The organism is Streptomyces sp. NBC_00104, from assembly GCF_045160825.1.
GTDB lineage: Bacteria > Actinomycetota > Actinomycetes > Streptomycetales > Streptomycetaceae > Streptomyces.
In genome coordinates, this window is record NZ_CP108215.1 from 9,795,901 (window position 1) to 9,817,483 (window position 21,583).

The following is a 21,583-nucleotide window of genomic DNA, read 5'->3' on the forward strand; positions in this document are numbered from 1 at the left end:
TGAGGCTTCCAGGGACAGATCTCTCCCCCTGACAACACTGCTCTGCGATGGCAGGGTGATGGCATGAACCGCGATCCTCACCGCCATGATCTGGGGGAATTCCTCAAGGCACGCCGTGCCGAGCTCGACCCGGCCGCCGTCGGCCTACCCGACGGCGGCCCGCGTCGTGTCGCGGGCCTGCGCCGTGAGGAGATCGCCGTACTTGCGGCCATCAGCACCGACTACTACGCCCGCCTCGAACAGGGCCGTATCCAGCCCTCACCGTCCGTGCTGGAGTCCCTGGCCCGGGTGCTGCACCTGGACGACGACCAGCGCGCCTACCTGTACGAGCTCGCGGCCAAGGACGAATACCGCCCGCACCGCCGACAGCCGCGCCCCAGGATCCAGGCCCAGTTGCAGCGCATGCTCGACGACATGGCGCACACCCCCGCCTTCGTGATCGGACCGCGCACCGAGATCGTCGCCTGGAACGCCATGGGCGCCGCCCTGATCACCGACTTCGCGAAGATCCCCGAGAAGCAGCGCTACTACATACGGCTCCTCATCACCGACCCCATGATGCGCCGGCTGTACGCGGACTGGGAGGGCGTCACCCGGCTCGCCATCGCCCAGATGCGGATGCACAACACGAACAACCCCGGGGACGCGCGGCTCGCCGCTCTGGTCGGCGAACTCTCGGTCCGGGACGACCAGTTCCGTCAATGGTGGGGCGCCCACAACGTCGCCGTCCGGGACACCGGGACCAAGCACCTGCACCACCCCGTGGTCGGAGACCTGCATCTCGACTGGAACGCCGTCACGTGGGCCGCCGACCCCGACCTGCAGATCATCGTCTGGACCGCCGAATCCGGCACGCCCACCCACGACAGCCTGCGCATGCTGGCGTCCTGGGCCGCCGACCCCAGCCACATGACCAGCGGCAGCTCCGCCTGACCGTCCCCAGTATTCCTCCGAGAAATGGGAGAGTCCTTTCTCCTACGCAGCGCGCATACAGGAAAGGGCTCTCCCTTCTTCACTCGGTGCTGGACGCCATCGCCCGGGTGCTGAGGCCGAGCACAGCCACGTCACCCGCTGAAGCAGCACAAGAAGCCGGCGGCGGCGCAGACCCAGCGGGTGCGCGGTGTGCTGCGGCAGTCGCTCGACTCGATCGAGGGCGTCCCGGCCTACATCATCGGTCGGCGCTCGGACATCCTCGCCTGGAACAAGATGGCCGGACCGTGTTCGGAGACTGGTCGGAACTGCCGATACTGCCACCAGCGGTCCACGTCCGCCGGTGTGGCGGCGGTGGCTGAGCACCACAGCCAGACCGGTTTCGGGTCGCGGTCGCCCGGCAGGCGCTCGACTTCGAGGCGCACCAACGTGCCGTGCAGGACGGGCAGTTCCTCCTTGGCGTGGTCCAGCCAGGGGCCGCGGTGGGTGAGTCTGGGGTGCATCCGGTCCCAGGCCCGGCGCCTCGGCGTTGCCGTAGCGGGTGGTGTCCGTAGCTGTGGTGACGTCGGGCTGGTGCCGGCTGTCGGGCTTTGGGAAAGTGAGGACGCCGTCGTGCCGACGGGGCCGCCCGCCCTTCGGGCCAAAGCGCGCGGTGCCCGGGTCGCGGAGCATGACCCGGTCCGAGCGCAGGTGCCCGACCAGCACGACCGGCAGGTCGGCCAGGGCGTGGGAGAGACGGGTGACGTCGCAGCCGGCGTCCATCACGATCAGGATCTCCGGGTCGCCCGGCCGCCAGTGCCCGGCCTGCATCAACCGCTTGACGACGCCGCGCAGTTGGGCGGCGGTCAGGAGCGTCGCGTCGTCGGCGGACCCCAGGCGCACGGCGTCCAGCAGCGCGACCCAGGAGGTGCGGCCGGACTCCAGCGCGGCGACGAAGGAGTACGGCCAGCCCGGCACGAACTGGTCCGTCTTGCGGTCGCCACGCCCGTACACATGGCAGAACAGCCGGTCGTCGCTGGTCGGGGCATCGGGGCGGAGCCAGTTGCTCACGTCCACGGCCGGCACGACCCTGCCGTCGGCCGCCGTCGGCAGCGGCAGGCCGGCCAGCGTGCGGCGCAACCGCGTCGGCTCCGGCCAACCCCGGTCCACCGCCGCGTACAGCGCACCGTGCCCGCGCCGGTGCTTGAGGGCCAGCGACAGCTCGACCAGCGAACTCACCGGCCCGTCCGCGCACAACACCGCGTCCGTGAGCTCGAAGAGCGCGTCCGCTCGGGCGTAGAGGCATTCGTCGAACTCGACCCGAAAGCGGGACAGGATGCCCCATGCGTCGCCTGCGGGCGCGTCGACCGGGAGACTCATACGCAGCGGCCGTTCTCTCGTGCTTCATGACTCGACATCTCGAAGCGTGGAGGACGGCCGCCCCTGCTGTCCCGGGAGGAACCGCAGATCAGCAGGTCGGGTGACCTGCGAGGTTGAACGCCAAGCTAAGCGGCGGCGTTGGTCATGTCCTCCGGCGGGTTGGAAGGGATCTCCCGGGAAGCGTGGTCCCCCTTCGGCTCGCCCTGAAAGGCCGTGCCGAAGCGAGGGCGGCGAATCCGGGCGCGGCCGGCCGTCGGGCACAGAGAGTATCCGTCTGCTCATTCATGCCGCCCCCATGGAGGGGCGATCACGCTCGCGGGCAGGGAGCCGGGTACGCCGTCACGGGCATGGGGGGCTGTGGAAATGCCGACCGGCCTCATACCGCTGCTGGGGAAGTGGCATCCGCCCCCGCGTCCTTCCTCGCCTCGTTCGCGCGCCACACGCCTTTCGGCAACGAACAGAGGACGGCCCACGGGGTGGGGGACTCCAAGGGGATGTCCTCCAGTAGCCTGAGCCGGTCCCGGGCCGCGCCGATGCCCCTGCGACTGTCGCGCGTGCCCACAAAAGGGAAAACGTGGTCCCGGGATCACATCATCCAGGGAGAAAACTGTCCCTCCCTCTGCCCGGGTGAACGGTGGCAGACTCGCGGCCATAACCAGTAACGTGCCGGATGCGAGTGGGGAGAATTCTCGCGAGATGCCGTGTCGAATCGAGTTCGGATTCATCGATGTCGGCCGCGTCAGGAACCCTATTTCGGACCCGCCGCGCACGCCCGGAGTCTGCCGCTCCTCTCGGCTCGACTGATCCCGTCAGCTGGTGTGAATGAAATGCAAGGCCATCCTGGGATGAAAACGCCCCCCTCACAATGTGGGGATTTCGTGTGAGAGTGACTTGCATGGAGAGCAGCACACATTTGAACGAGCTGGGTGCGTTTCTCAGAGCCCGGCGAGCGGAGCTGAGCCCGCGCACGGTAGGGCTGCCGGAGTCGGGAGCGCCGAGGCGCGTGCCAGGTCTTCGGCGGGACGAGGTCGCCCGGTTGGCCGGGCTCAGCAGCCCGTACTATGCGCGCCTTGAGCAGGGGCGTGTAGTACGGCCGTCGGCGGTGGTGCTTGCGACGCTCGTCCGTGTCCTGCACCTGGATGACGAACAGCGGGATTATCTGTTCGAGTTGGCGGGCGAGGTGGGAGTCAAGGTGTGCCGACGCCCGGCGCAGAAGGTTCAGCCTCAGGTGCAGCGGTTCATCAACGATATCCCGTTCACCCCGGCACTGGTGCTGGGCCGGTACATGGGCATCCTCGCCTGGAACTCGTTGGCCGCCGCCTTGGTCACCGACTTCTCCCAAATCCCGGTCAAGAAGCGGAACTTTGTCCGGCTGCTCTTCACCGAGCCCGCCATGAGGGTGCTGTACCCGGACTGGGAGCGTGTCGCCCACGCGTGCGTCACGCAGTTGCGGATGGAGGGCGCCAAGTGCCCCGGAGACGCGCAGCTGACCGAGCTCGTGGGTGAACTGTCGGTGGCTGACGCCCACTTCCGCCGATGGTGGGGAGCGAAGCACGCCACGGTGCTGAGCGTGGGAACGAAGACCCTGCGGCATCCGGTCGTCGGGGACGTCACCCTTGACTGGGACAGCTTCACCAGCGTCACCGATGGCGAGCAGCAGTTGGTGATCTGGACCGCCGAACCAGGAACGGCATCTCACGACAACCTGCGTCTTCTCCAGGCCTGGACTGCGCGGCCGTCGGAGGCATGAGCGGCTGCATGCATCCGAGCCATGCCGGACACCCAACGTGAGACATCATGGGCTCGGCGAATTGGTGAATGCTACATCTTTCTCGGCTGCGGTCGTTGCTCGATAGTGCCACACCCGATTTGATCTGTTCCACTGCCGGGCAAGCGGAGCAGAGTTCCCTTCGAGGGAAGAATATCCGGGGAGAAAACTCTCCCTCCCATGGGTGATGCCGGTGGTGCAAGACTTCGGGGCGTGACCAACCGCGGTCGCACAGCATGTGCGCATTCTGAATACGCGGTGGTGACGAAGTCGTGGGATTCGCCCAGCTCCCTGTCGCCGTGCAGGCCAGGTGCCCCATCCACCGAGTCCGAAGGCCTATGTATGTCCTCCCCTGAGTTCACTGACCCAGATGTTCCACCCTCCACCGCCTCCACCGAGTCCACCGACTCCGAGGCCCGCACCGCGCCGACACGACGCACCTTCATCGCCACCAGTACCGCGGTCGGTGGTGCCGTCGTCGTCGGTGGCGTGATCGGTGGGTCCTTGCTCACCGCCGGGGAGGAGGTGGCTGCCGCCGAGGCGCCCCCGTCCAGCCGTGTCTCTCTGACGGTCAACGGCACCCGCCGGACCGTGGCGGTGGACAACCGCACCTCGCTGCTGGACCTGTTGCGTGAGCACTTCGATCTGACCGGTTCGAAGAAGGGCTGCAACGCGGGTGCTTGTGGTGCGTGCACGGTGCTGGTCGACGGCCGGCGGGTCAACTCCTGTCTGACGCTGGCCGTCCGCCTGGAGGGCGCCGAGGTCACCACCATCGAGGGCCTGGCCGACGGTGACGAACTGCACCCGTTGCAGAAGGCGTTCATCGAGCAGGACGCGTTCCAGTGCGGTTACTGCACGCCGGGCCAGATCATGTCGGGCGTCGGCTGCATCCAGGAGGGCCACACCGACTCGCCGGAGGAGATCCGCGAGTGGATGAGCGGCAACATCTGCCGCTGCGGCTGTTACGTGAAGATCGTGCGCGCGGTCGACCAGACCGCCGGCCGGAAGTAAGGAGCCGCTGACATGCATCCCTTCTCCTTCACGAAGGCCGCGAACACCCGTGAAGCCCTCGACGCCGGTCGGCGCGGCGGCCGTTACATCGCCGGGGGCACCACACTCGTCGACCTGATGCGCGAGACCGTCGAGCGTCCCGAGGCGCTGGTCGACATCTCCGGTCTGCCGCTGGACGAGGTCACCGTCACCGAGCGCGGCGGGCTGCGCATAGGTGCGCTGGTGAGCATGGCCGAGACGGCCGCGAACCGGAAGGTGCGCACCACGTACCCGGTCATCTCCGAGGCGCTGGAGCTGAGCGCGTCGGCGCAGCTGCGGAACATGGCCACCATCGGCGGCAACATCATGCAGCGCACCCGGTGCACGTACTTCCGCGATGTGACGGCCGACTGCAACAAGCGTGATCCGGGGTCGGGTTGTGCCGCGCTGAACGGCCACAACCGCACGCACGCGATCCTCGGCACCTCCGACTCCTGCGTGGCCACCCACCCCTCCGACGTCGCCGTGGCCTTCGCGGCGCTGGAGGCGACCGTGCACCTGCTCGGCCCGGACGGGGAACGCCGTATCCCCTTCGCCGACTTCCTGCTGCGGCCCGGCACTACTCCGAACCGCGAACAAGCCCTCCGAAAGGGAGAGTTGATCACGGCAGTGGAGATCCCGGCTCTTCCACGTCCCCTGCGGTCGGGCTATCTGAAGGTGCGTGACCGGCAGTCGTACGAGTTCGCCCTGACGTCGGCGGCTGTCGCCCTGCATGTGCGCGGCGGGGTGATCCGGGAGGCGAAGGTGGCGGCCGGGGGAGTGGGCACGGTGCCGTGGAAGCTGTCCGCAGTCGAGCGGCACCTCATCGGTGAGCGTCCCTCGGGGGCGTTGTGGAAGGCTGCCGCCGCGAAGGCGGTGGCAGGTGCCCGTCCCCTTGACCACAACCGTTTCAAGGTCGAGTTGCTGAAACGGACCGTTGAGCGTCAGCTGCGCATCGTAGGAGGTACGAAGTGAGCCCCCAGCCGCAGGCAGCCGTAGGCGCGCCGCTGTCGAGGGTGGACGGCCGGCTGAAGGTCACGGGTAAGGCGGTGTACGCCGCCGAGCACGACGTTGACGGGGTGGTGCACGCCGTCATCGTCGACGCGAGCATCGGCCGGGGCCGTATCACCTCCATCGACACCGGTGATGCCGAGAATCATCAGGGTGTGCTGCGGGTGATCCACCATGGCAACGCGCCGAAACTGCCCTACCGCGACAACGCCGGCTCCAACAACCCACCCGGTCGCAGACTGCGGGTGTTCCAGGACGACCGGGTGCTCTTCCACGGTCAGCCGGTCGCCGTCGTGGTCGGCACGACCCTGGAGGCCGCGCAGCACGGGGCGAGTCTGGTCAAGGTCCGCTATGACGCGGAGGAACCCTCGACCGATCTGCACGAGGCCGAGCGGGACGAGCCGACGGACTACGCGCGCGGTGACGCGGAAGCGGGCCTGCGCTCCTCGGCCGTACGCCTGGACCTGACCTACCAGTTGGCGCGCAACCACCACAACCCGATGGAGCCGCACGCCACCATCGCCCGCTGGGACGGCGACAAGCTCACTGTCTGGGACAAGACGCAGTGGGTGGTGGGCACCCATGACGAGCTCGCCGCCGTGTTCGACCTGCCGGCGGACGCGGTGCGGGTCATCAACCCGTTCGTCGGGGGCGGCTTCGGCAGCGGGCTGCGCTGCTGGCCGCACACGATCGTCGCCGCCCTGGCCGCGCGGGAGACGAAGCGTCCGGTCAAGCTGGTGCTGAGCCGCAGGCAGATGTACTTCGGCACCGGCTACCGGCCGTCGTACGAGTACCGGCTGCGCCTCGGCAGCGACCGGCGCGGCCGGCTGTCCGCCGCGATCCACGACATCGACGCCGAGACCTCGTCGTACGAGACGTTCACCGAGGCCGTCATGGCGGCGGGGCAGATGATGTACAGCATGCCGAACGTCAGCCAGGCGTACCGGCAGGTTTCCCTGGACGTGAACACCCCGATCTGGATGCGCGGCCCTGGTCTCGCCACGGCGTCGTTCGCCATCGAGTCGGCCATGGACGAACTCGCGCACGAACTCGGCCTCGACCCGATCGAGTTGCGTCGGCGCAACGAACCCAGCGAGGACGAGTCCAACAACCTGCCCTTCTCCACCCGGCGGCTGCGCGAGTGCTACACGATCGGCGCCCGGGAGTTCGGCTGGAGCCGCCGCTCCGCCCGGCCGCGATCAAGGCGCGAGGGCGACTGGCTGATCGGTCTGGGCATGGCCGCCGGTGTCTACGATCCCGGGCGTTTCCCCGCGGAGGCCCGGGCGCGTCTGGATGCCGACGGCACCGCCGTGGTCGAGGCGGCCACCAGCGACATGGGGCCGGGTACCTACACCTCCCAGACCCAGGTGGCGGCCGACGCCCTCGGGCTGACCATGCGCACGGTCACCTTCCGGCTCGGCGACTCCCTCTATCCGCCGACCGGCCCGCACGGCGGCTCGGCCACCATGGCCAGCGTCGGCACCGCCGTCGTCGACGCCTGCGACAAGGTCCGCGAGCAGGCGATCAAGCTGGCCGTCGAGGACCGCGAGTCACCGCTGTACGGGGTGGACGCCGGCGATGTGGTGGTGCGCGGCGGCCGGCTGCACGTGCAGGGCAACCAGGCGCGCGGCGAGACGTACCGGAGCCTGCTGGCCCGCAACGACCGCTCGCATCTGGAAGCGAGCGGCTCCTACGCCGGGCCGCCCAGTCCTGCACGGCGCTCCTACCACGCCTACAACGCCACCTTCGCCGAGGTCGCCGTGGACGCGACCCTGGGCCTGGTGCGGGTGCGGCGGATGCTCGGGGTGTACGACGCGGGCCGCATCATCAGTCCGAAGCTGGCCGAGAGCCAGGCGTTCGGCGGCATCGTGGGCGGCATCGGCACGGCCCTGCTGGAGCACACCGCCACCGATCACCGCGACGGACGGATCGTCAACGCCAACCTGGCCGACTATCTCGTCCCGGTCAACGCCGACGTCCCCGAGGTCAGGGCGATCTACCTGGACGGCGAGGACAACGACGGCAACGCGCTGGGGGTGAAGGGGCTCGGCGAGGTCGTCCAGGTGGGCGTGGCGGCCGCGATCGGCAACGCGGTCTTCAATGCCACCGGCCGCCGGGTGCGTGAACTGCCCATCACGGCCGAGGCGTTGCTCTGACCTCAGCACGCCCATCGACCGGTCCGGCAGCAGCTCCACTGTCCGGCTGCCGGGCCAGACAGGGTCGCCGCCGCGCACAGATGCTCCCCCGCAGCGCGGCGGCGGCCCGCCCCACGTTCCCCCGGCGAACCACGGAGAAAGACTCATGCTGAACATCGCGGACACACTGCACCGCTGGTGCCGCGAAGCACGCCCCTTCGCCCTGGCCACCGTTGTTGACGTCACCGGCAGCGCTCCTTTGCCGATCGGCACGTCGGTCGCGGTGGACGCCGACGGCAACGCGGTCGGCAGCATCTCCGGCGGCTGCGTCGAGGGCGCGGTCTACGACCTGTGCCGACAGGTCCTGCACGACGAGGGTCCTGTCCAGCGCGCCTGGTTCGGCTACTCCGACGACGACGCCTTCGCCGTCGGACTGACCTGCGGCGGCGAACTCGATGTCCTCGTCCGGCGCATCGACCCGGCCACCGAACCGCATCTCGGTGCTGCCCTGGACGACATCGTCCAGGGCAGGCCGACCGCCGTGGCGCAGGTCGTCGACGGCCGCCACGACCTGCTGGGCCGCATGGTCTGCGTCCTTGCCGACGGCACCGCCTCCTACGGAACCCTGGACGGAGGGCCGACGGACCGCGCGGTGACCGCACAGGCGGGCGCCCTGCTCCGGTCCGGACGCACCGCGCGCGTCGAGCTGGGCGGAGACGCCGACACCTGCCCGGACCGGCTGTCCGTCCTCGTCCATGTGGCCGCCACCCGCCCCCGCCTGATGATCTTCGGTGCCGTCGACTTCGCCGCCGCGCTCAGCCAGGCCGGCCGCTTCCTCGGGTATCACGTCACCGTGTGCGACGCTCGCCCCGTCTTCGCCACACCGGCACGCTTCCCGGACGCGGACGAGGTCGTCGTCGACTGGCCCCATCGCTACCTGGAGCGCACGAGCGTGGACGCCCGCACCGCCGTCTGCGTCCTCACCCACGACGCCAAGTTCGACATCCCCCTGCTACGGCTGGCCCTCGATCTGCCCGTCGGCTATGTCGGGGCCATGGGATCGCGGCGCACACACGAACAGCGTCTCCGCCTTTTGCGCGAACAGGGCATGTCCGACGCTCTCGTCGCCCGCCTGCACTCGCCGATCGGCCTCGATCTGGGGGCTCACACACCGGAAGAGACAGCTGTCTCCATCGTGGCGGAGATCATCGCCTCCACCAACCTCGGAAGCGGCCTGCCCCTCTCCCGGCGAACGGGACCGATCCACCGTGCGAGGTCCCCGTCGCCAGGCGCGGCCGATGCGCTGCCCACGGTCGAAGGGACAGCCGCACGTGCCGGTGTGTGAAGCGGAACGGTCTCGCGGATGATCAATGGTGTGTCGGGGCAGCGACGAGGCCCGGCGGCCCCATCTGAGGCGGTGTTCCCGCAGCCGAACCCGCCGCCCTCGCGGAACCTTGACCGCTGAACACGCTCGATCCGCAGACGTTTCCGTCCAGCAAGTGCGCCACAAGCACATCTGTGGAGCGACGCTTCGCCCCGGCCAGGGGCCCCATCCCTGTGAGATTGGCTGACATGACTGGCAGTGCACCCCATGAGTTGGGTGACTTCCTGAAACTCCGGCGTGCGGAGCTGACTCCCCGGTCCGTGGGGCTGCCCGACTCGGGAGCGCCGCGTCGAGTCCCCGGCCTGCGCCGGGAGGAAGTGGCAGTGCTGGCCGCGATCAGCACCGACTATTACACACGGGTGGAACAGGGACGCATGCATGTCTCCGAGCCCGTGCTGGAGGCCATCGCCCGAGTGCTGAAGCTCAGTGACGACCAGCGGGAGTACGTCTTCGAACTGGCGGGCAAGGACGCCGGCCGCCCGCACCCGCCCGAGGCTCAGGTCGTCAACCCGCAACTGCAGCGGCTGCTCGACGACCTCATGTCCATCCCGGCCATGGTCCTCGGACGCCGGATGGACGTGCTGGCCTGGAACGAGATGGGTGCTGCCCTGGTGGGCGACTTCGGGCGCATCCCGAAAGGGGACCGCAATTACGCGAAGATGATCTTCTCGGACCGCATGAGGGGCCTGTACGCCGACTGGGAGGCCGCGGCCCGCCTCGCTGTCGCACAACTGCGCAGGGAAGCGGCCCGCAACCCCGGCTCGACGAGACTCGCCGCACTGGTCGAGGAGTTGTCGGAGCGGGACGCGGACTTCCGGCGGTGGTGGGCCGAGCACCTCGTGGCGGCCCGGAAGGTCGGTGCGAAGACGCTGAACCATCCGATCGTCGGCGAACTCACCCTCGAATGGGACACCCTGACGTGCAGCACCGACCCCGATCAGCAACTGACCATCTGGACGCCCGCACCCGACACGGCCACGCACGACAGGCTGCGCAGCCTTGCGGCCTGGGTGGCTGACGGGCACCCGGCCGCCCCCGGTACGGCGAACTGACGACGACATCGCGCGCGGGCGAATCCGGTTCGCCCCACTCAGGCGCCGCCCACTTCGCCGGCGGCGCGGCGCCTTCGAGGCGTGGTCCGGAGGTTTGCCGACGTCACCGCGAGCGAGACAGCCGGTTCACAGAGAGCGAGTGTCAGGTGGGTGAAGGGCGGCCAGGGTGAGCTCTGGCCTGCACGCCCTAGGGTCGGTGCCGGTGTCCGGCCCTGCAGTCGGCGAAGTACCAGCCGAGCCGCATGGTCACTGCTGCTTCCAGGTCGGCGTCCTCCCGGATCTCTCCCTGGTGGTGGGCGGGTGCGGAGAGCAGGGGTCCCTCCCTGGTTGCAAACATCCAGGGAGGGACCCCTTCCCCGCACAGCCACTTACCCCATGATGCCGTCAGCCGAGGCCGTCGTGGGAGATGGTCTGCACCTCGGCCCGCAGGGCGTGGCTGGCCCGGTATCGCGGGTCGTGGTACGACGACCAGAGGGCGTCGAGCAGCTCGAGCACCCTGCGCGTTGACCACCGCGCGCTCCAGGCGAACGGGCCTATGGGGTAGTTGGTGCCCAGGAGCATCGCGAGGTCGATGTCGTCCGGGGTCGCGACCCCGTGGTGGGCCGTCTCCCACGCCTCGTTCGCGATCATCGAGAGAACTCGGGCGACCACGAGCCCCGGGATGTCGGCCATGGGAAAGGCGTGGATGCCGGCGCGATCCAGCAGGGCGACGACGACGTCCGTGAGGGCGGCATCGGCGGAGGCGAGGGCGAGAGCCGTCGCCGTCGAGGGATCCAGGCAGCGATCGAGGAGGAGTACAGGCTCGCTTCGCCGGGCGGACTCCTCGCGTGCGCTCCGGCCGCGAGTGACCATGACGGACCCCAGACTGACGAATTCGATGCGGGCGGTGTCGCTTACCTCCCGGCCGAACTCGAGGCCGCTGCGAGTGAGCACGGCCTCCAGTTGGTCGTCCGACCCGTGCAGGACCACTCGCGTGGCGCCTGTCACTGCTTCGGCCTTCACTTCCGCGGCGAGGGGACGTGCTCGCTCGGCGCTCTCGCCGTACTCGTAGAAACCCTGGCCGGTCTTGCGACCGAACCGTCCTGCGGCGATGAGTTCGCTCTGGATGAGGGAGGGTGCGAAACGCGGGTCGTAGTGGTACGACGTCCAGACGGACTGTGTCACCGCGAAGTTGACGTCGTTGCCGATGAGGTCCATCAGTTCGAACGGGCCCATGCGGAATCCGCCGGCGGAGCGCATGAGTTCGTCGATCGTCTCCGGAGTGGACGCACGCTCCTCGACGAGTCGGAGGGACTCCCCGTAGAAGGCCCGGGCGACCCGGTTGACGATGAACCCGGGTACCGAGCGGACGTGGGCAACCGACTTACCCCAGCGTAGGGCGAGTTCGGCGACGGTGTCGACGACCTCGTCGGAGGTCTGCAGGCCCCGGACGACCTCGACGAGCCTCATGACGGGGACGGGGTTGAAGAAGTGCATGCCGACCACGCGTGACGGATCCGGCGTGCCGGCGGCGATGGCGGTGACCGACAGCGACGAGGTGTTCGTCGCGAGGACGCACGTCGGTCCGAAGTGTTCTGCGGCGCGCCGCAGAACCGCCTGCTTGATGTCGAGGCGCTCGAGGATGGCCTCGACGACGACCGTGGGTGCGTCCGTCGGCGTCTGGGTGAGGTCGGTGAAGGTACGCAGCCGTGCCTTCACCAGGGCGGGTGCCGCCGGGTCTCTCCGGCTGAGACGTGCGGTGATGTCGGACCCGGCCACCTTCAGCTGCGCCTCGTCCGGGTCGACCAGGTGCACCGGGTGACCGGAGGCGAGTGCGACCTGCGCGATCCCCCGGCCCATCGTGCCCGCTCCGATCACGCAGATGTGGGCCAGTGGTTGTGACATCAGGGGCTCCTCGGCGTCGTCCGTGGATCGCCGCCGCCGTAGTGCCGCGGACGATCCCCAAGATCCTTGACATGGTTCCTCGACAGAGTATCGTAATGTCAAACTTTTGCAGGTGTATGAAAAACAGATCAGGGTGTGAGGTGTTCGTCAGGTGAACGCGCCGTGACGCGAACCAGTCGCATTCCGTACGGGCCGACTCGTCGAACCAGGAGCTGAGTCCATGAGCTACGAGGACATCACCGTCGCCGTCCATGACGGCGTCGCGGTGATCACGATCAACCGGCCCGACCGGGCCAACAAGCTGAGGTTCGAAACAGCGCGTGAGCTGCTCGCAGCGTTTCAGCACGTGCGGCAGTCGCCCGACATCGACGTGGCGATCCTCACCGGCGCGGGCGAGAAGTTCTTCTGTATCGGGGGAGAGCACGAGGAGCCCACGTCGCTCGACTACTCCAGCGTGATGCCGGTCATCGATCTCTACGAGTTCATCGACGCGATGCCGAAGCCGGTGATCGCGGCGGTCAACGGATACGCCGTCGGCGGGGGGAACGTGCTCCAGGTCGTGTGCGACCTCTCGATCGCCGCCGACCACGCCGTGTTCCGCCAGGTGGGTCCGATGGTCGGCAGCTTCGACGCCGGCTTCGGCACCTGGTACCTCGAGGAGACCATCGGGCGGCGGCGGGCGAAGGAGATGTGGTACCTGAACCGCAAGTACCCCGCGCAGGAAGCCCTGGACATGGGCCTGGTCAACGAGGTGGTGACCGGCCGCCCCGTCCTCGACCGCGCTGTCGAGGTCGCGCAGGACCTGCGTCGACGCGGCCCGTTCGCGCTGGCCGCCCTCAAGACCGCCTTCTCCAGCCGCCACACCGGTGTCGTCGGGCAGGCACGCCTCGCACACGACCTCCTGCTCACCGCCTACCGCAACACCCAGGAGGCGGCCGAGATGTCGGAGTCCTTCGAGGAGCGCCGCGACCCCCGTCGCGAGAGGTTCTACCGATGACGGGGCGCAATGCGGAACTCGACGACTTCCTCGAGGTGCTGACGAAGCGTCTTGTGTCGGTGGAGTGGAGCGACGCCCACGCCATTCGCGCCGCGCTCGCCGCGGCGGATGTCCTCGATCTGGCACAGGAGGCGGCCGAGCTCGACGACGCCGTCGACTGGCTCGTCGCAGCCGTGCGTACGACCGCGCACTTCTCGCCCGCAGCCGCGTTCGCCCTCGCGGGCCGGTTCACCGCGCAACGTGGTCTCGCCACTTCGGACGAGGACGGCCGCGAAGTGCGGGACGTAACCTCTGCGGTCACCAATCCCACCGCACCCGACCCGTGGACGGCCACTGTGCCGACCTTGTTCGCGCCCGGCGCGGTGGTGCTCTTGGACCGCTCCACGGGACGGGCCGTGCTGGCCCGCCGGGACGCGCTGGTGGGGGAGCCCGAGGGAACACGGCGCAGCGGACTGCGCGAAGCCGCCCTGCGGACGGTCCGGCTCGACGACACGGTCGTGACGCTGCCGGAGGCTGTCACGAGGCGCACCGCGCGCGACTGGGACCTGTTCACCTCCGCTGCGGCCCTCGGCCTCGCCGAGACAGCGCTGCACACGGCGGAGACGTACGCCGGTGAGCGGCGTCAGTTCGGTTCCCCGATCGGTACCTTCGCGGGTCTGCGCGCGATCCTGGCCGAGATGCGGATCCGTGTCCGCACGGTGCACGCGATGCTCGACGGCGCGGTCGCCGGCGACCTCGACACGGCAGAGTTGCTGGCCCAGGCCGGCAGGACCGCCGTCGACGTCTGCCTGGACGCGATCCAGGTGCACGGCGGCTACGGGTACATCGACGAATACCCCGTGGCCGGTCTGCTGCGCGACGCGATCAGCCTCCGGGCCCGCGGCGGCGGCCGCCGGACCGTCCTGGCGCAGGTCGCCTCTCGACGCCTCGGCAAGCCCGGGGGCGATACGTGAAGGCTCTCGCACACTCCGCGCCCCTGAAGCACCACCCGAGGAAGGAGGCCTCATGAACGCGTCTGCCGGCCCGCTGCACGGGATCACCGTGGTCGACATCTCGTCGTCCTACGCAGCACCGACCACTTCCATGTACCTCGGCGACATGGGAGCGGAGATCATCAAGATCGAGCCCGTGCGTGGAGACGACGCCCGTGGATGGGGGCCACCCTTTCTCAACGGCGAAGCCGCGTGGTTCCTGTCGGTCAACCGCAACAAGAGGAGTTTGTGCCTGGACATACGCGGTGAGCAGGGTCGTGAGGTGCTCTTCCGGCTGCTGGAGACCGCGGACGTGTTCATCGAGAACCTGAATCCGGCCAAGCTCGAGCGGCACGGCCTGGGGCTCGACGCACTGCGTGAACGCTTTCCCCGGCTCGTGATCTGCGCGCTGTCGGGATTCGGGATCGACGGCCCCGATGCCGCGCTCCCGGGATACGACCTGATCGCCCAGGCCCGCTCCGGGATGATGAGCGTCACCGGTGACGCCGGAGTACCGCAGCGCGTCAGCACCGCTCTGTCCGATGTCGCGGCCGGCACTGTCGCCGCGTACGCCATCGCGGCCGCGTTGGTCAGGCAGCAGAGGCACGACGTCGGCGAGATCATCGACGTCGCCCTGCTCGAAGCCGACCTCGCCTTCATGTCACCTCGGATCGCCAGCTTTCTCGCGGGCGATCCGGAACCCCGCCCCTGCGGCGGCACCGACTCGGTGGTCGCGATCTACCAGACGTTCCGGACGAGCGACCGCCCCATCGTCGTCGCCGTGGGGAACGACAAGATCTGGCTCCAAGCCTGCGCGGCACTGGGCCTGGACGAGCTGGCCCAGCGGCCCGACCTGGCCACCAACGCCGGACGCCGCGCGCGCCGGGACGAGGTCGTCAACGCCTTCCAGTCGGTTCTGACCACGAGGACCTCGCAAGAAGCTCTCAAGGCTCTTCAGGACGTCGGCGTACCGTGTGCGCGGATCAACTCGCTGTCCGAAGTCGTCGACGACCCTCAAGTGGAGGCTCGCGAGGCGATCGTCAGCCAGGAGCATCCGCGTGCGGGCGTCTTCCGGGGCGTCGCGAGCCCGTGGCGTCTCGGTTCGCAGAGGAGTCGGGCGCCCCGCCTGCCGGCGCCGCTCCGGGGCGAGCACGGGCGCGACATCCTTACAAGTGCAGGATTCGACGACGAGCGGATCGCCGATCTCGCGGAGGCGGGTGTCGTATGGGTTCCCTGATCGAGGTGGACGACGACGGGCGTGTGCGGACGATCACCCTGAACCGCCCGGACCGGCTCAATGCCCTGAACACCTCCGTGCTGGACGCACTGGCGGAGGAGGTCCGGCGGGTCGCTGAGGAGAACAGGGGCATCCGGTGCCTGGTCATCCGAGGCGCAGGTGACCGGGCGTTCAGTGCCGGCGCCGACCTTGAGGAGATCCGCGGCCTCGACGCCGACCATGCGCAGGCCTTCATCCGGCGGGGCCACCGCGCGATCGGCGCGATCGAGCGCTCACCCGTTCCGGTGATCGCCGAGGTCGACGGCTTCGCCCTCGGCGGCGGATTCGAACTCATGCTGGCGTGCCACGTGGTGATCGCCTCGGACCGCAGTCAGTTCGGCCTCCCGGAGGCACGGATCGGCTGTATCCCGGGATTCGGGGGCACCCAGCGGCTGCCCAGAACCGTGGGCAAGGCGGCGGCCTTCCATCTGATGCTCACCGGCAGCCGGATCGACGCCGAGCGTGCCTGGCAGATCGGTCTGCTGTCGGTCCCGCCGGTTCCCACCGCCGAACTGCCCCGTGAGGTGGCGGAGACGGCGTTTCTGATCGCGTCCGGGAGCCGCACCGGTCTGGCCAACCTGCTCGAAGCCGCGCGGCAGAGCACGTCCGGCCCAGCCCTGGAACACGAGGCGGCACTCGCCGCCCTTTCGATCGCCTCCGTCGACGGCCAGGAGGGCATCACGTCCTTCGCCGAGCGACGCGAGCCCGTCTTCACCGAGGAGTGACGGAATTGAACACTGTGCCTGAGCATCCACCCTCGGCGGACCGCACCACCGTCCTCTCACTCCTCGATGGCGTCATCGCGCACACCGTGACGCCGGCCGCAGTGGCCGTGGACCGGGACAGTTCCTTCCCTTCGGCGTCCGTCCAGGCGCTCGCCCAGGCGGGTCTCGGCGGGCTTCTGATCCCGACCTCGCTCGGAGGGCGAGGCACGTCCACGGCGACGTACGCCGAGGCACTGTCCCGGATCGCGGCCGCCTGTGGATCGACCTCGACGGTCTACATGACCCAGATGCACTGCGCCCACCCGATCCACCTCCAAGGGCGGCCCGACCAGCACGAGGCGTGGATTCCCGCGCTCTGCGAGGGCACGGCCATCGGAGCGATCGCCCTGACCGAGCCCGAGGCGGGATCGGACGTCGCGTCGATGCGTACGAAGGCGCGCCGTGACGGCGACTCCTATGTGATCAACGGCGAGAAGACGTTCATCTCCAACGGCGATGTCGCCGATGTCATCGTGCTCTTCGCGACGGTCGACCCGAGTCGCGGCAAGGACGGCATCACGGCCTTCCTCGTCGACACGGAGTACGCACGGGGTCTCGAGGCCGGTAAGCCGATGAAGAAGCTGGGCCAGAAGGGCGCCTCTACCGTCACGCTCGGATTCCAGGACTGCCGGATCCCCGTGGAAGCGCGCCTCGGCGCCGAGGGCGAGGGCTACCCCCTGCTGTTGCGGTCGGTCACGAAGTCGCGTATCAGCGCCGCAGCCCAGGGCGTGGGCTTTGCACAGGGTGCCTACGACGCCACCGTGCGCTATTGCGCGGAGCGAGATCTCCTCTCTTCCCGTACCCGCGGTGCCCAGGACCTCCAGTTCGAACTGGCCCGCCTGCGGGCGGAGATCGCGGCCGGGCGGTCGATGCTGAGGGAGGTCTGCGATCTGGTCGACGCCAGCGACGAGGACCCCACGGCCGAGGTCGCCATGGTCAAGCTGCACTGCACGACCCTGGGCGTGCGAGTCGCCTCGGCCTGCGTCGAACTTCTCGGCGAGGACGGAGATCGCGACGACATCGGTGCGGAGCGCCGACTGCGCGACGGGAAGATCACCGAGATTTACGACGGGACCAACCAAGTCCAAAGCATGCTCGTCGCCCGGGACATCCGCCTCTCGGCGATGCCATGACAGAGCACGTCTGCCGACGCCGCCGACTCACACGAGTCTTGTCCACGAGGAGAGGTCCATGATGTGGGAGGGCCGTTACGACCGCCTGTTCATCGGAGGGCGGTGGGTTCCGGCACACGGTGAGCATCTGAGGATCGTGTCGCCGTTCACGGAAGAGGTCGTCGCCGAGGTTCCCTCGGCGTCTTCGAGCGACATCGACCGTGCCGTCGCCGCGGCACGTGACGCGTTCGACAACGGGCCGTGGCCGCGTATGCCGCTGGAGGCGCGCATGGCGGTACTACGGGAACTGCGGCGGCTGCTCGCCGAGCGGCAGGAACCGATCGCACAGCTCATCACTGACGAGATGGGCTGTCCCATCACGCAGTCCCGCACCATCCAGGCCGCCAATCCGGTCCGGGTGATCGACGCGTGTCTCGATCTCGCGCTGGACTACCCGTTCCGGTCGATCCGTACGGCAGAGACGGGCAGCGCGCTCGTCACCCGGGAACCCGTCGGCGTTGTGGCCGCCGTCGTTCCTTGGAACGTGCCCATGAGCATCAGCGTCCAGAAGGTCGTTCCTGCCGTGCTGGCGGGGTGCACGGTCGTTCTGAAGCCGGCCCCGCAGACGGCTCTCGACGCGTACCTCCTGGGCGAGCTGATCGAGCGGGCCGGGTTCCCGGAGGGCGTGGTCAACATCGTTCCGGCGGAGCGCGAGAGCAGCGAGCACCTCGTCGCGCACCAGGGCGTCGACAAGGTGTCCTTCACCGGATCAACCGCTGCGGGTCGTCGGATCGCGGCGCTGTGCGGTCACGATCTGCGGCGCGTCACGCTGGAGCTGGGTGGAAAGTCGGCCGCCCTCGTTCTGGATGACGCCGACCTTGACCGGACCGTCGAGGCGATGCGCCTCGGGGCGTTCCGCAACAACGGTCAGGTGTGCACCCTGAAAACCAGGGTGCTTGTCTCCGAGGCGCGTCAGGCCGAGCTCGTCGAGCGGCTCCGCTCCCTGATCGACTCGATGCCCGTGGGCAGTCCCTACGACGAGGCCACGCAGATCGGGCCGCTGGTCTCCCACCGGCAGCGTGAGACGGTGGAGCACTACGTCGCCACCGGTCTCAAGGAGGGCGCGACCCTCGTCACAGGTGGCGGACGTCCAGAGGGTCTTGACCGCGGCTGGTTCGTGGAGCCGACCCTCTTCACCGGTGTGCGGCCGGATATGACGATCGCTCAGGAAGAGATCTTCGGGCCGGTCCTCGCCGTCATGACCTACCGGGACGAAGCCGAGGCGGTCGAGATCGCCAACAACTCGCCTTACGGTCTCAGCGGGGCAGTGTTCACATCGGACCCCCGCCGAGGGCTGGAACTCGCGAGCCGGATCCGCACCGGTGTCGTGGAGCTGAACGGGCACCCGGTCGGGCTCAAGGCACCGTTCGGTGGGTTCAAAGCCAGTGGCATCGGGCGCGAATACGGGCCCGAGGGGCTGGACGTATACACGGAGTTGAAGTCCATCGGGCTGCCCCCGGACATGGCGACATCGTTCGCGTGACCGACCGACCGAGCTGGGCCCGGGACAACCCGAACGCTCTGCACCCATCGCCCCTGCTGACCAACGGGTCGCGGTTGTCGGGACGACGCCGTGGCCACCGGACTGAGAGGAACGGACCATCAGATGGATCGTCTTGCCCACACCGATGAACTGACCGAGGACCAGCGGGAGATCCTCAAGGTGGTCAGACAGTTCGCCGAAGAGAAAATCATGCCGGTCGCCACCGAACTCGAGCACAAGGACGAGTACCCGACCGACATGGTTGAGGGACTGAAGGAGCTCGGTGTCTTCGGCCTGATGATCCCGGAGGAGTACGGCGGGCTGGGTGAGTCGCTCCTGACGTACGCGCTGTGCGTGGAGGAGATCGCACGAGGCTGGATGAGCGTCTCGGGTGTGATCAACACCCACTTCATCGTCGCGTACATGCTGATGCAACACGGCACCGAGGAGCAGAAGCGGAAGTACCTCCCGCGGATGGCCACCGGCGAGGTGCGGGGCGCCTTCTCGATGTCGGAGCCTGGCCTCGGCTCCGACGTCTCGGCCGTGGCCACCAAGGCCGACAGACTTCCCGACGGCTCCTACTCGATCACCGGCCAGAAGATGTGGCTCACCAACGGCGGTTCGTCGAACCTGGTCGCGGTGCTGACGAAAACAGATGAGGGCGCGGCCTCGGTCTACAAGAACATGACCACGTTCCTGGTCGAGAAGCAGCCCGGCTTCGGCGAGACCGCCCAGGGCGTCACCGTCCCGGGAAAGATCGACAAAATGGGTTACAAGGGCATCGACACCACCGAGATGATCTTTGACGGCCATCGGATCGAGGGCGCCCAGATCCTCGGGGGAGAGCCCGGCCAGGGCTTTTACCAGATGATGGACGGTGTCGAGGTGGGCCGCGTGAACGTCGCCGCGCGCGCGTGCGGCATCGCCGTTCGCGCCTTCGAACTGGGCATCGCGTACGCGCAGCAGCGTGAGACGTTCGGCAAGCCGATCGCGCAGCACCAGGCGATCCTGTTCCGCCTGGCGGAGATGGCGACCAAGGTCGAGGCCGCCCACGCGATGATGGTCCGCGCGGCCCGCAAGAAGGACTCCGGCCGGCGCAACGACGTCGAGGCCGGCATGGCCAAGATGCTCGCGAGCGAGTATTGCAAGGAAGTGGTCGAGGCGTCGTTCCGCATCCATGGCGGGTACGGCTACTCCAAGGAGTACGAGATCGAGCGGCTCTACCGTGAGGCGGCCTTCATGCTCATCGGCGAGGGTACGTCCGAGATCCAGAAGATGATCATCGGCCGCAGTCTGCTCAAGGAGTACGCGATGTGACGAGCCCAGGGACAGCCGGCGCATGCCTCCCCACCGGTAGTCCGGTAGGGAGGCTCTCGATCAGCAGGTTGAAGCACGACATTTTTCGGTATGACAATTTACCGACCCTGGTCATATACTGCGGCTTTGGATCAGGCCTTGTGTACGTCCGAACGTGACGGCGTCGGGCATGTCGACGGTTGGGGAGGCGTGGTATGGCTGAAACGGGGTCTGGGGCGGCGGAGAAGTTCCGGGCGCGACAGGTGACGCGGCCGCGTGATCAGGTGGAGCAGCAGATCAGGGAGGCGATCCTGGAGGGTCGTTTCGCCCAGGGGGAGAAGCTTCCGCCGGAGACGGAGCTGGCGAAGCAGTTCGGGGTGAGCCGTCCGACCGTGCGTGAGGCGTTGGGTGCGCTGGTGAGCGGCGGCCTCATCCGGAAGATTCCGGGCATGGCCGGCGGGAGTTTCGTCAACACGGTCACTCCGGATTCGCTCAGCCGGATGCTGAGTGAGTCGGTGGACACCATTTTGCGCCTGGGTGCCTTGGACATGCTCGAGCTGACCGATGTGCGGCGGGTGTTGGAGGTCCCGGCCGCCCGTCTGGCCGCTCGGCATCGGAGCGAGGAGCAGGTGGGCGAGCTGCGGTCGATCGTGGAGCGGCAGAGGACGACGACCATCGATGATCCGGGGATCCCCGGCTACGACCTGGCGTTCCACACGACGATCGGGCAGGCGTCGGGCAACCGGCTGCTGGCGGCGTTCATCGCCGCGGTGCACGATGCGACGCATCCGGCGCAGTACCTGGACGTGACCGCGGAAGTCGGGAAGCGGACGGTGAAGCAGCACATGGTGATCCTCGCGGCGATCGAGACCGGGGATGAGGACGCGGCCGCGGAAGCGATGCAGTCGCACCTCGACTACGTCCTGCGGTATTCGACCACCCAGCCCAAGGCATAGTTCCACGCACGGCGACCTGAGTGACTCGTCCGAGTCGGCATCGCTCATGCACGCACAAAAGCTGGTGTTCATGCGTGTGCCCTCCCAGCCGGCAGGCTGGGAGGGCACACGCATGA

Annotated in this window: 17 protein-coding genes and 1 pseudogene; 15 read left to right on the plus strand and 3 right to left on the minus strand. The window is 68.5% G+C overall.

The genetic code is table 11. The annotated features are described in order from the left end of the window. Window positions 1–63: 63 nt before the first annotated feature. The gene (locus OG272_RS42860; RefSeq protein ID WP_328224493.1) at window positions 64–933 is read left to right on the plus strand and encodes a helix-turn-helix transcriptional regulator; all 870 of its coding nucleotides are present in this window, start codon (window positions 64–66) and stop codon (window positions 931–933) included. Between the two features lie 314 nt (window positions 934–1,247). On the opposite strand, the pseudogene OG272_RS42865 reads toward OG272_RS42860, so the two are convergent. After that, window positions 1,248–2,289, minus strand: a pseudogene (locus OG272_RS42865) (transposase); the annotation flags it as partial. A gap of 895 nt (window positions 2,290–3,184) precedes the next feature. Here OG272_RS42865 and OG272_RS42870 point away from each other — a divergent pair. The 6 genes from OG272_RS42870 (at window position 3,185) to OG272_RS42895 (ending at window position 10,668) form a co-directional block, all read left to right on the plus strand. After that, a complete protein-coding gene (locus OG272_RS42870; protein WP_326574349.1) occupies window positions 3,185–4,039 on the plus strand; it encodes a helix-turn-helix transcriptional regulator in 855 nt (284 codons plus the stop codon). Window positions 4,040–4,399: 360 nt separating this feature from the next. Continuing rightward, window positions 4,400–5,068 carry a (2Fe-2S)-binding protein gene (locus tag OG272_RS42875; RefSeq protein ID WP_327726637.1) on the plus strand — a complete coding sequence of 223 codons (669 nt, stop codon included), beginning with the start codon at window positions 4,400–4,402 and terminating at the stop codon, window positions 5,066–5,068. 12 nt (window positions 5,069–5,080) lie between these two features. Further along, entirely contained in the window at window positions 5,081–6,061 is a 981-nt protein-coding gene (locus OG272_RS42880) for a xanthine dehydrogenase family protein subunit M (RefSeq protein WP_326574347.1), read from the plus strand. Further along, window positions 6,058–8,253 carry a xanthine dehydrogenase family protein molybdopterin-binding subunit gene (locus tag OG272_RS42885; protein ID WP_327726636.1) on the plus strand — a complete coding sequence of 732 codons (2,196 nt, stop codon included), beginning with the start codon at window positions 6,058–6,060 and terminating at the stop codon, window positions 8,251–8,253. The genes OG272_RS42880 and OG272_RS42885 overlap by 4 nt, the downstream gene beginning before the upstream one ends. 145 nt (window positions 8,254–8,398) lie before the next feature. Further along, window positions 8,399–9,577, plus strand: coding sequence for an XdhC family protein (locus tag OG272_RS42890; protein ID WP_405895811.1), 1,179 nt, complete (start codon window positions 8,399–8,401; stop codon window positions 9,575–9,577). Window positions 9,578–9,804: 227 nt separating this feature from the next. After that, the gene (locus OG272_RS42895; RefSeq protein ID WP_328505488.1) at window positions 9,805–10,668 is read left to right on the plus strand and encodes a helix-turn-helix transcriptional regulator; all 864 of its coding nucleotides are present in this window, start codon (window positions 9,805–9,807) and stop codon (window positions 10,666–10,668) included. A 187-nt stretch (window positions 10,669–10,855) separates the two neighbouring features. Here the strand turns inward: OG272_RS42895 and OG272_RS42900 are convergent, their stop codons facing one another. Next, entirely contained in the window at window positions 10,856–11,005 is a 150-nt protein-coding gene (locus OG272_RS42900; protein WP_405895812.1) for a hypothetical protein, read from the minus strand. Window positions 11,006–11,052: 47 nt separating this feature from the next. Next, window positions 11,053–12,552: a 3-hydroxyacyl-CoA dehydrogenase gene (locus OG272_RS42905; RefSeq protein ID WP_327726633.1), complete on the minus strand. Its 1,500-nt coding sequence runs from the start codon at window positions 12,550–12,552 to the stop codon at window positions 11,053–11,055. A 220-nt stretch (window positions 12,553–12,772) separates the two neighbouring features. On the opposite strand from OG272_RS42905, the gene OG272_RS42910 reads away from it, so the two are divergent. The 8 genes from OG272_RS42910 (at window position 12,773) to OG272_RS42945 (ending at window position 21,467) form a co-directional block, all read left to right on the plus strand. Continuing rightward, a complete protein-coding gene (locus OG272_RS42910; RefSeq protein WP_327726632.1) occupies window positions 12,773–13,549 on the plus strand; it encodes an enoyl-CoA hydratase-related protein in 777 nt (258 codons plus the stop codon). Next, a complete protein-coding gene (locus OG272_RS42915; protein ID WP_327726631.1) occupies window positions 13,546–14,502 on the plus strand; it encodes an acyl-CoA dehydrogenase family protein in 957 nt (318 codons plus the stop codon). Before OG272_RS42910 ends, OG272_RS42915 begins: the two co-directional genes overlap by 4 nt. Window positions 14,503–14,554: 52 nt before the next feature. Next, window positions 14,555–15,757: a CoA transferase gene (locus tag OG272_RS42920; protein ID WP_326574339.1), complete on the plus strand. Its 1,203-nt coding sequence runs from the start codon at window positions 14,555–14,557 to the stop codon at window positions 15,755–15,757. Continuing rightward, window positions 15,745–16,521, plus strand: a complete 777-nt coding sequence (locus OG272_RS42925) for an enoyl-CoA hydratase/isomerase family protein (protein WP_405895813.1) — start codon at window positions 15,745–15,747, stop codon at window positions 16,519–16,521. Before OG272_RS42920 ends, OG272_RS42925 begins: the two co-directional genes overlap by 13 nt. Window positions 16,522–16,535: 14 nt before the next feature. Then, entirely contained in the window at window positions 16,536–17,693 is a 1,158-nt protein-coding gene (locus OG272_RS42930; protein ID WP_326585514.1) for an acyl-CoA dehydrogenase family protein, read from the plus strand. Window positions 17,694–17,751: 58 nt separating this feature from the next. Next, window positions 17,752–19,215 (plus strand): aldehyde dehydrogenase, encoded by a 1,464-nt coding sequence (locus OG272_RS42935; protein ID WP_405895814.1) that lies wholly within the window; start codon window positions 17,752–17,754, stop codon window positions 19,213–19,215. 123 nt (window positions 19,216–19,338) lie between these two features. Continuing rightward, window positions 19,339–20,532 carry an acyl-CoA dehydrogenase family protein gene (locus OG272_RS42940; protein WP_326574336.1) on the plus strand — a complete coding sequence of 398 codons (1,194 nt, stop codon included), beginning with the start codon at window positions 19,339–19,341 and terminating at the stop codon, window positions 20,530–20,532. 194 nt (window positions 20,533–20,726) lie between these two features. Then, window positions 20,727–21,467 carry a FadR/GntR family transcriptional regulator gene (locus OG272_RS42945; protein ID WP_327726629.1) on the plus strand — a complete coding sequence of 247 codons (741 nt, stop codon included), beginning with the start codon at window positions 20,727–20,729 and terminating at the stop codon, window positions 21,465–21,467. Window positions 21,468–21,583: the final 116 nt, after the last annotated feature.

Coding starts and splice junctions, on each gene's coding strand:
- OG272_RS42920 (WP_326574339.1), top strand. CDS start 14,555: ATGAACGCGTCTGCCGGCCCGCTGCACGGGATCACCGTGGTCGACATC.
- OG272_RS42910 (WP_327726632.1), top strand. CDS start 12,773: ATGAGCTACGAGGACATCACCGTCGCCGTCCATGACGGCGTCGCGGTG.
- OG272_RS42870 (WP_326574349.1), top strand. CDS start 3,185: ATGGAGAGCAGCACACATTTGAACGAGCTGGGTGCGTTTCTCAGAGCC.
- OG272_RS42925 (WP_405895813.1), top strand. CDS start 15,745: ATGGGTTCCCTGATCGAGGTGGACGACGACGGGCGTGTGCGGACGATC.
- OG272_RS42915 (WP_327726631.1), top strand. CDS start 13,546: ATGACGGGGCGCAATGCGGAACTCGACGACTTCCTCGAGGTGCTGACG.
- OG272_RS42895 (WP_328505488.1), top strand. CDS start 9,805: ATGACTGGCAGTGCACCCCATGAGTTGGGTGACTTCCTGAAACTCCGG.
- OG272_RS42890 (WP_405895811.1), top strand. CDS start 8,399: ATGCTGAACATCGCGGACACACTGCACCGCTGGTGCCGCGAAGCACGC.
- OG272_RS42880 (WP_326574347.1), top strand. CDS start 5,081: ATGCATCCCTTCTCCTTCACGAAGGCCGCGAACACCCGTGAAGCCCTC.
- OG272_RS42940 (WP_326574336.1), top strand. CDS start 19,339: ATGGATCGTCTTGCCCACACCGATGAACTGACCGAGGACCAGCGGGAG.
- OG272_RS42900 (WP_405895812.1), bottom strand. CDS start 11,005: ATGTTTGCAACCAGGGAGGGACCCCTGCTCTCCGCACCCGCCCACCAC.
- OG272_RS42945 (WP_327726629.1), top strand. CDS start 20,727: ATGGCTGAAACGGGGTCTGGGGCGGCGGAGAAGTTCCGGGCGCGACAG.
- OG272_RS42905 (WP_327726633.1), bottom strand. CDS start 12,552: ATGTCACAACCACTGGCCCACATCTGCGTGATCGGAGCGGGCACGATG.
- OG272_RS42935 (WP_405895814.1), top strand. CDS start 17,752: ATGATGTGGGAGGGCCGTTACGACCGCCTGTTCATCGGAGGGCGGTGG.
- OG272_RS42875 (WP_327726637.1), top strand. CDS start 4,400: ATGTCCTCCCCTGAGTTCACTGACCCAGATGTTCCACCCTCCACCGCC.
- OG272_RS42860 (WP_328224493.1), top strand. CDS start 64: ATGAACCGCGATCCTCACCGCCATGATCTGGGGGAATTCCTCAAGGCA.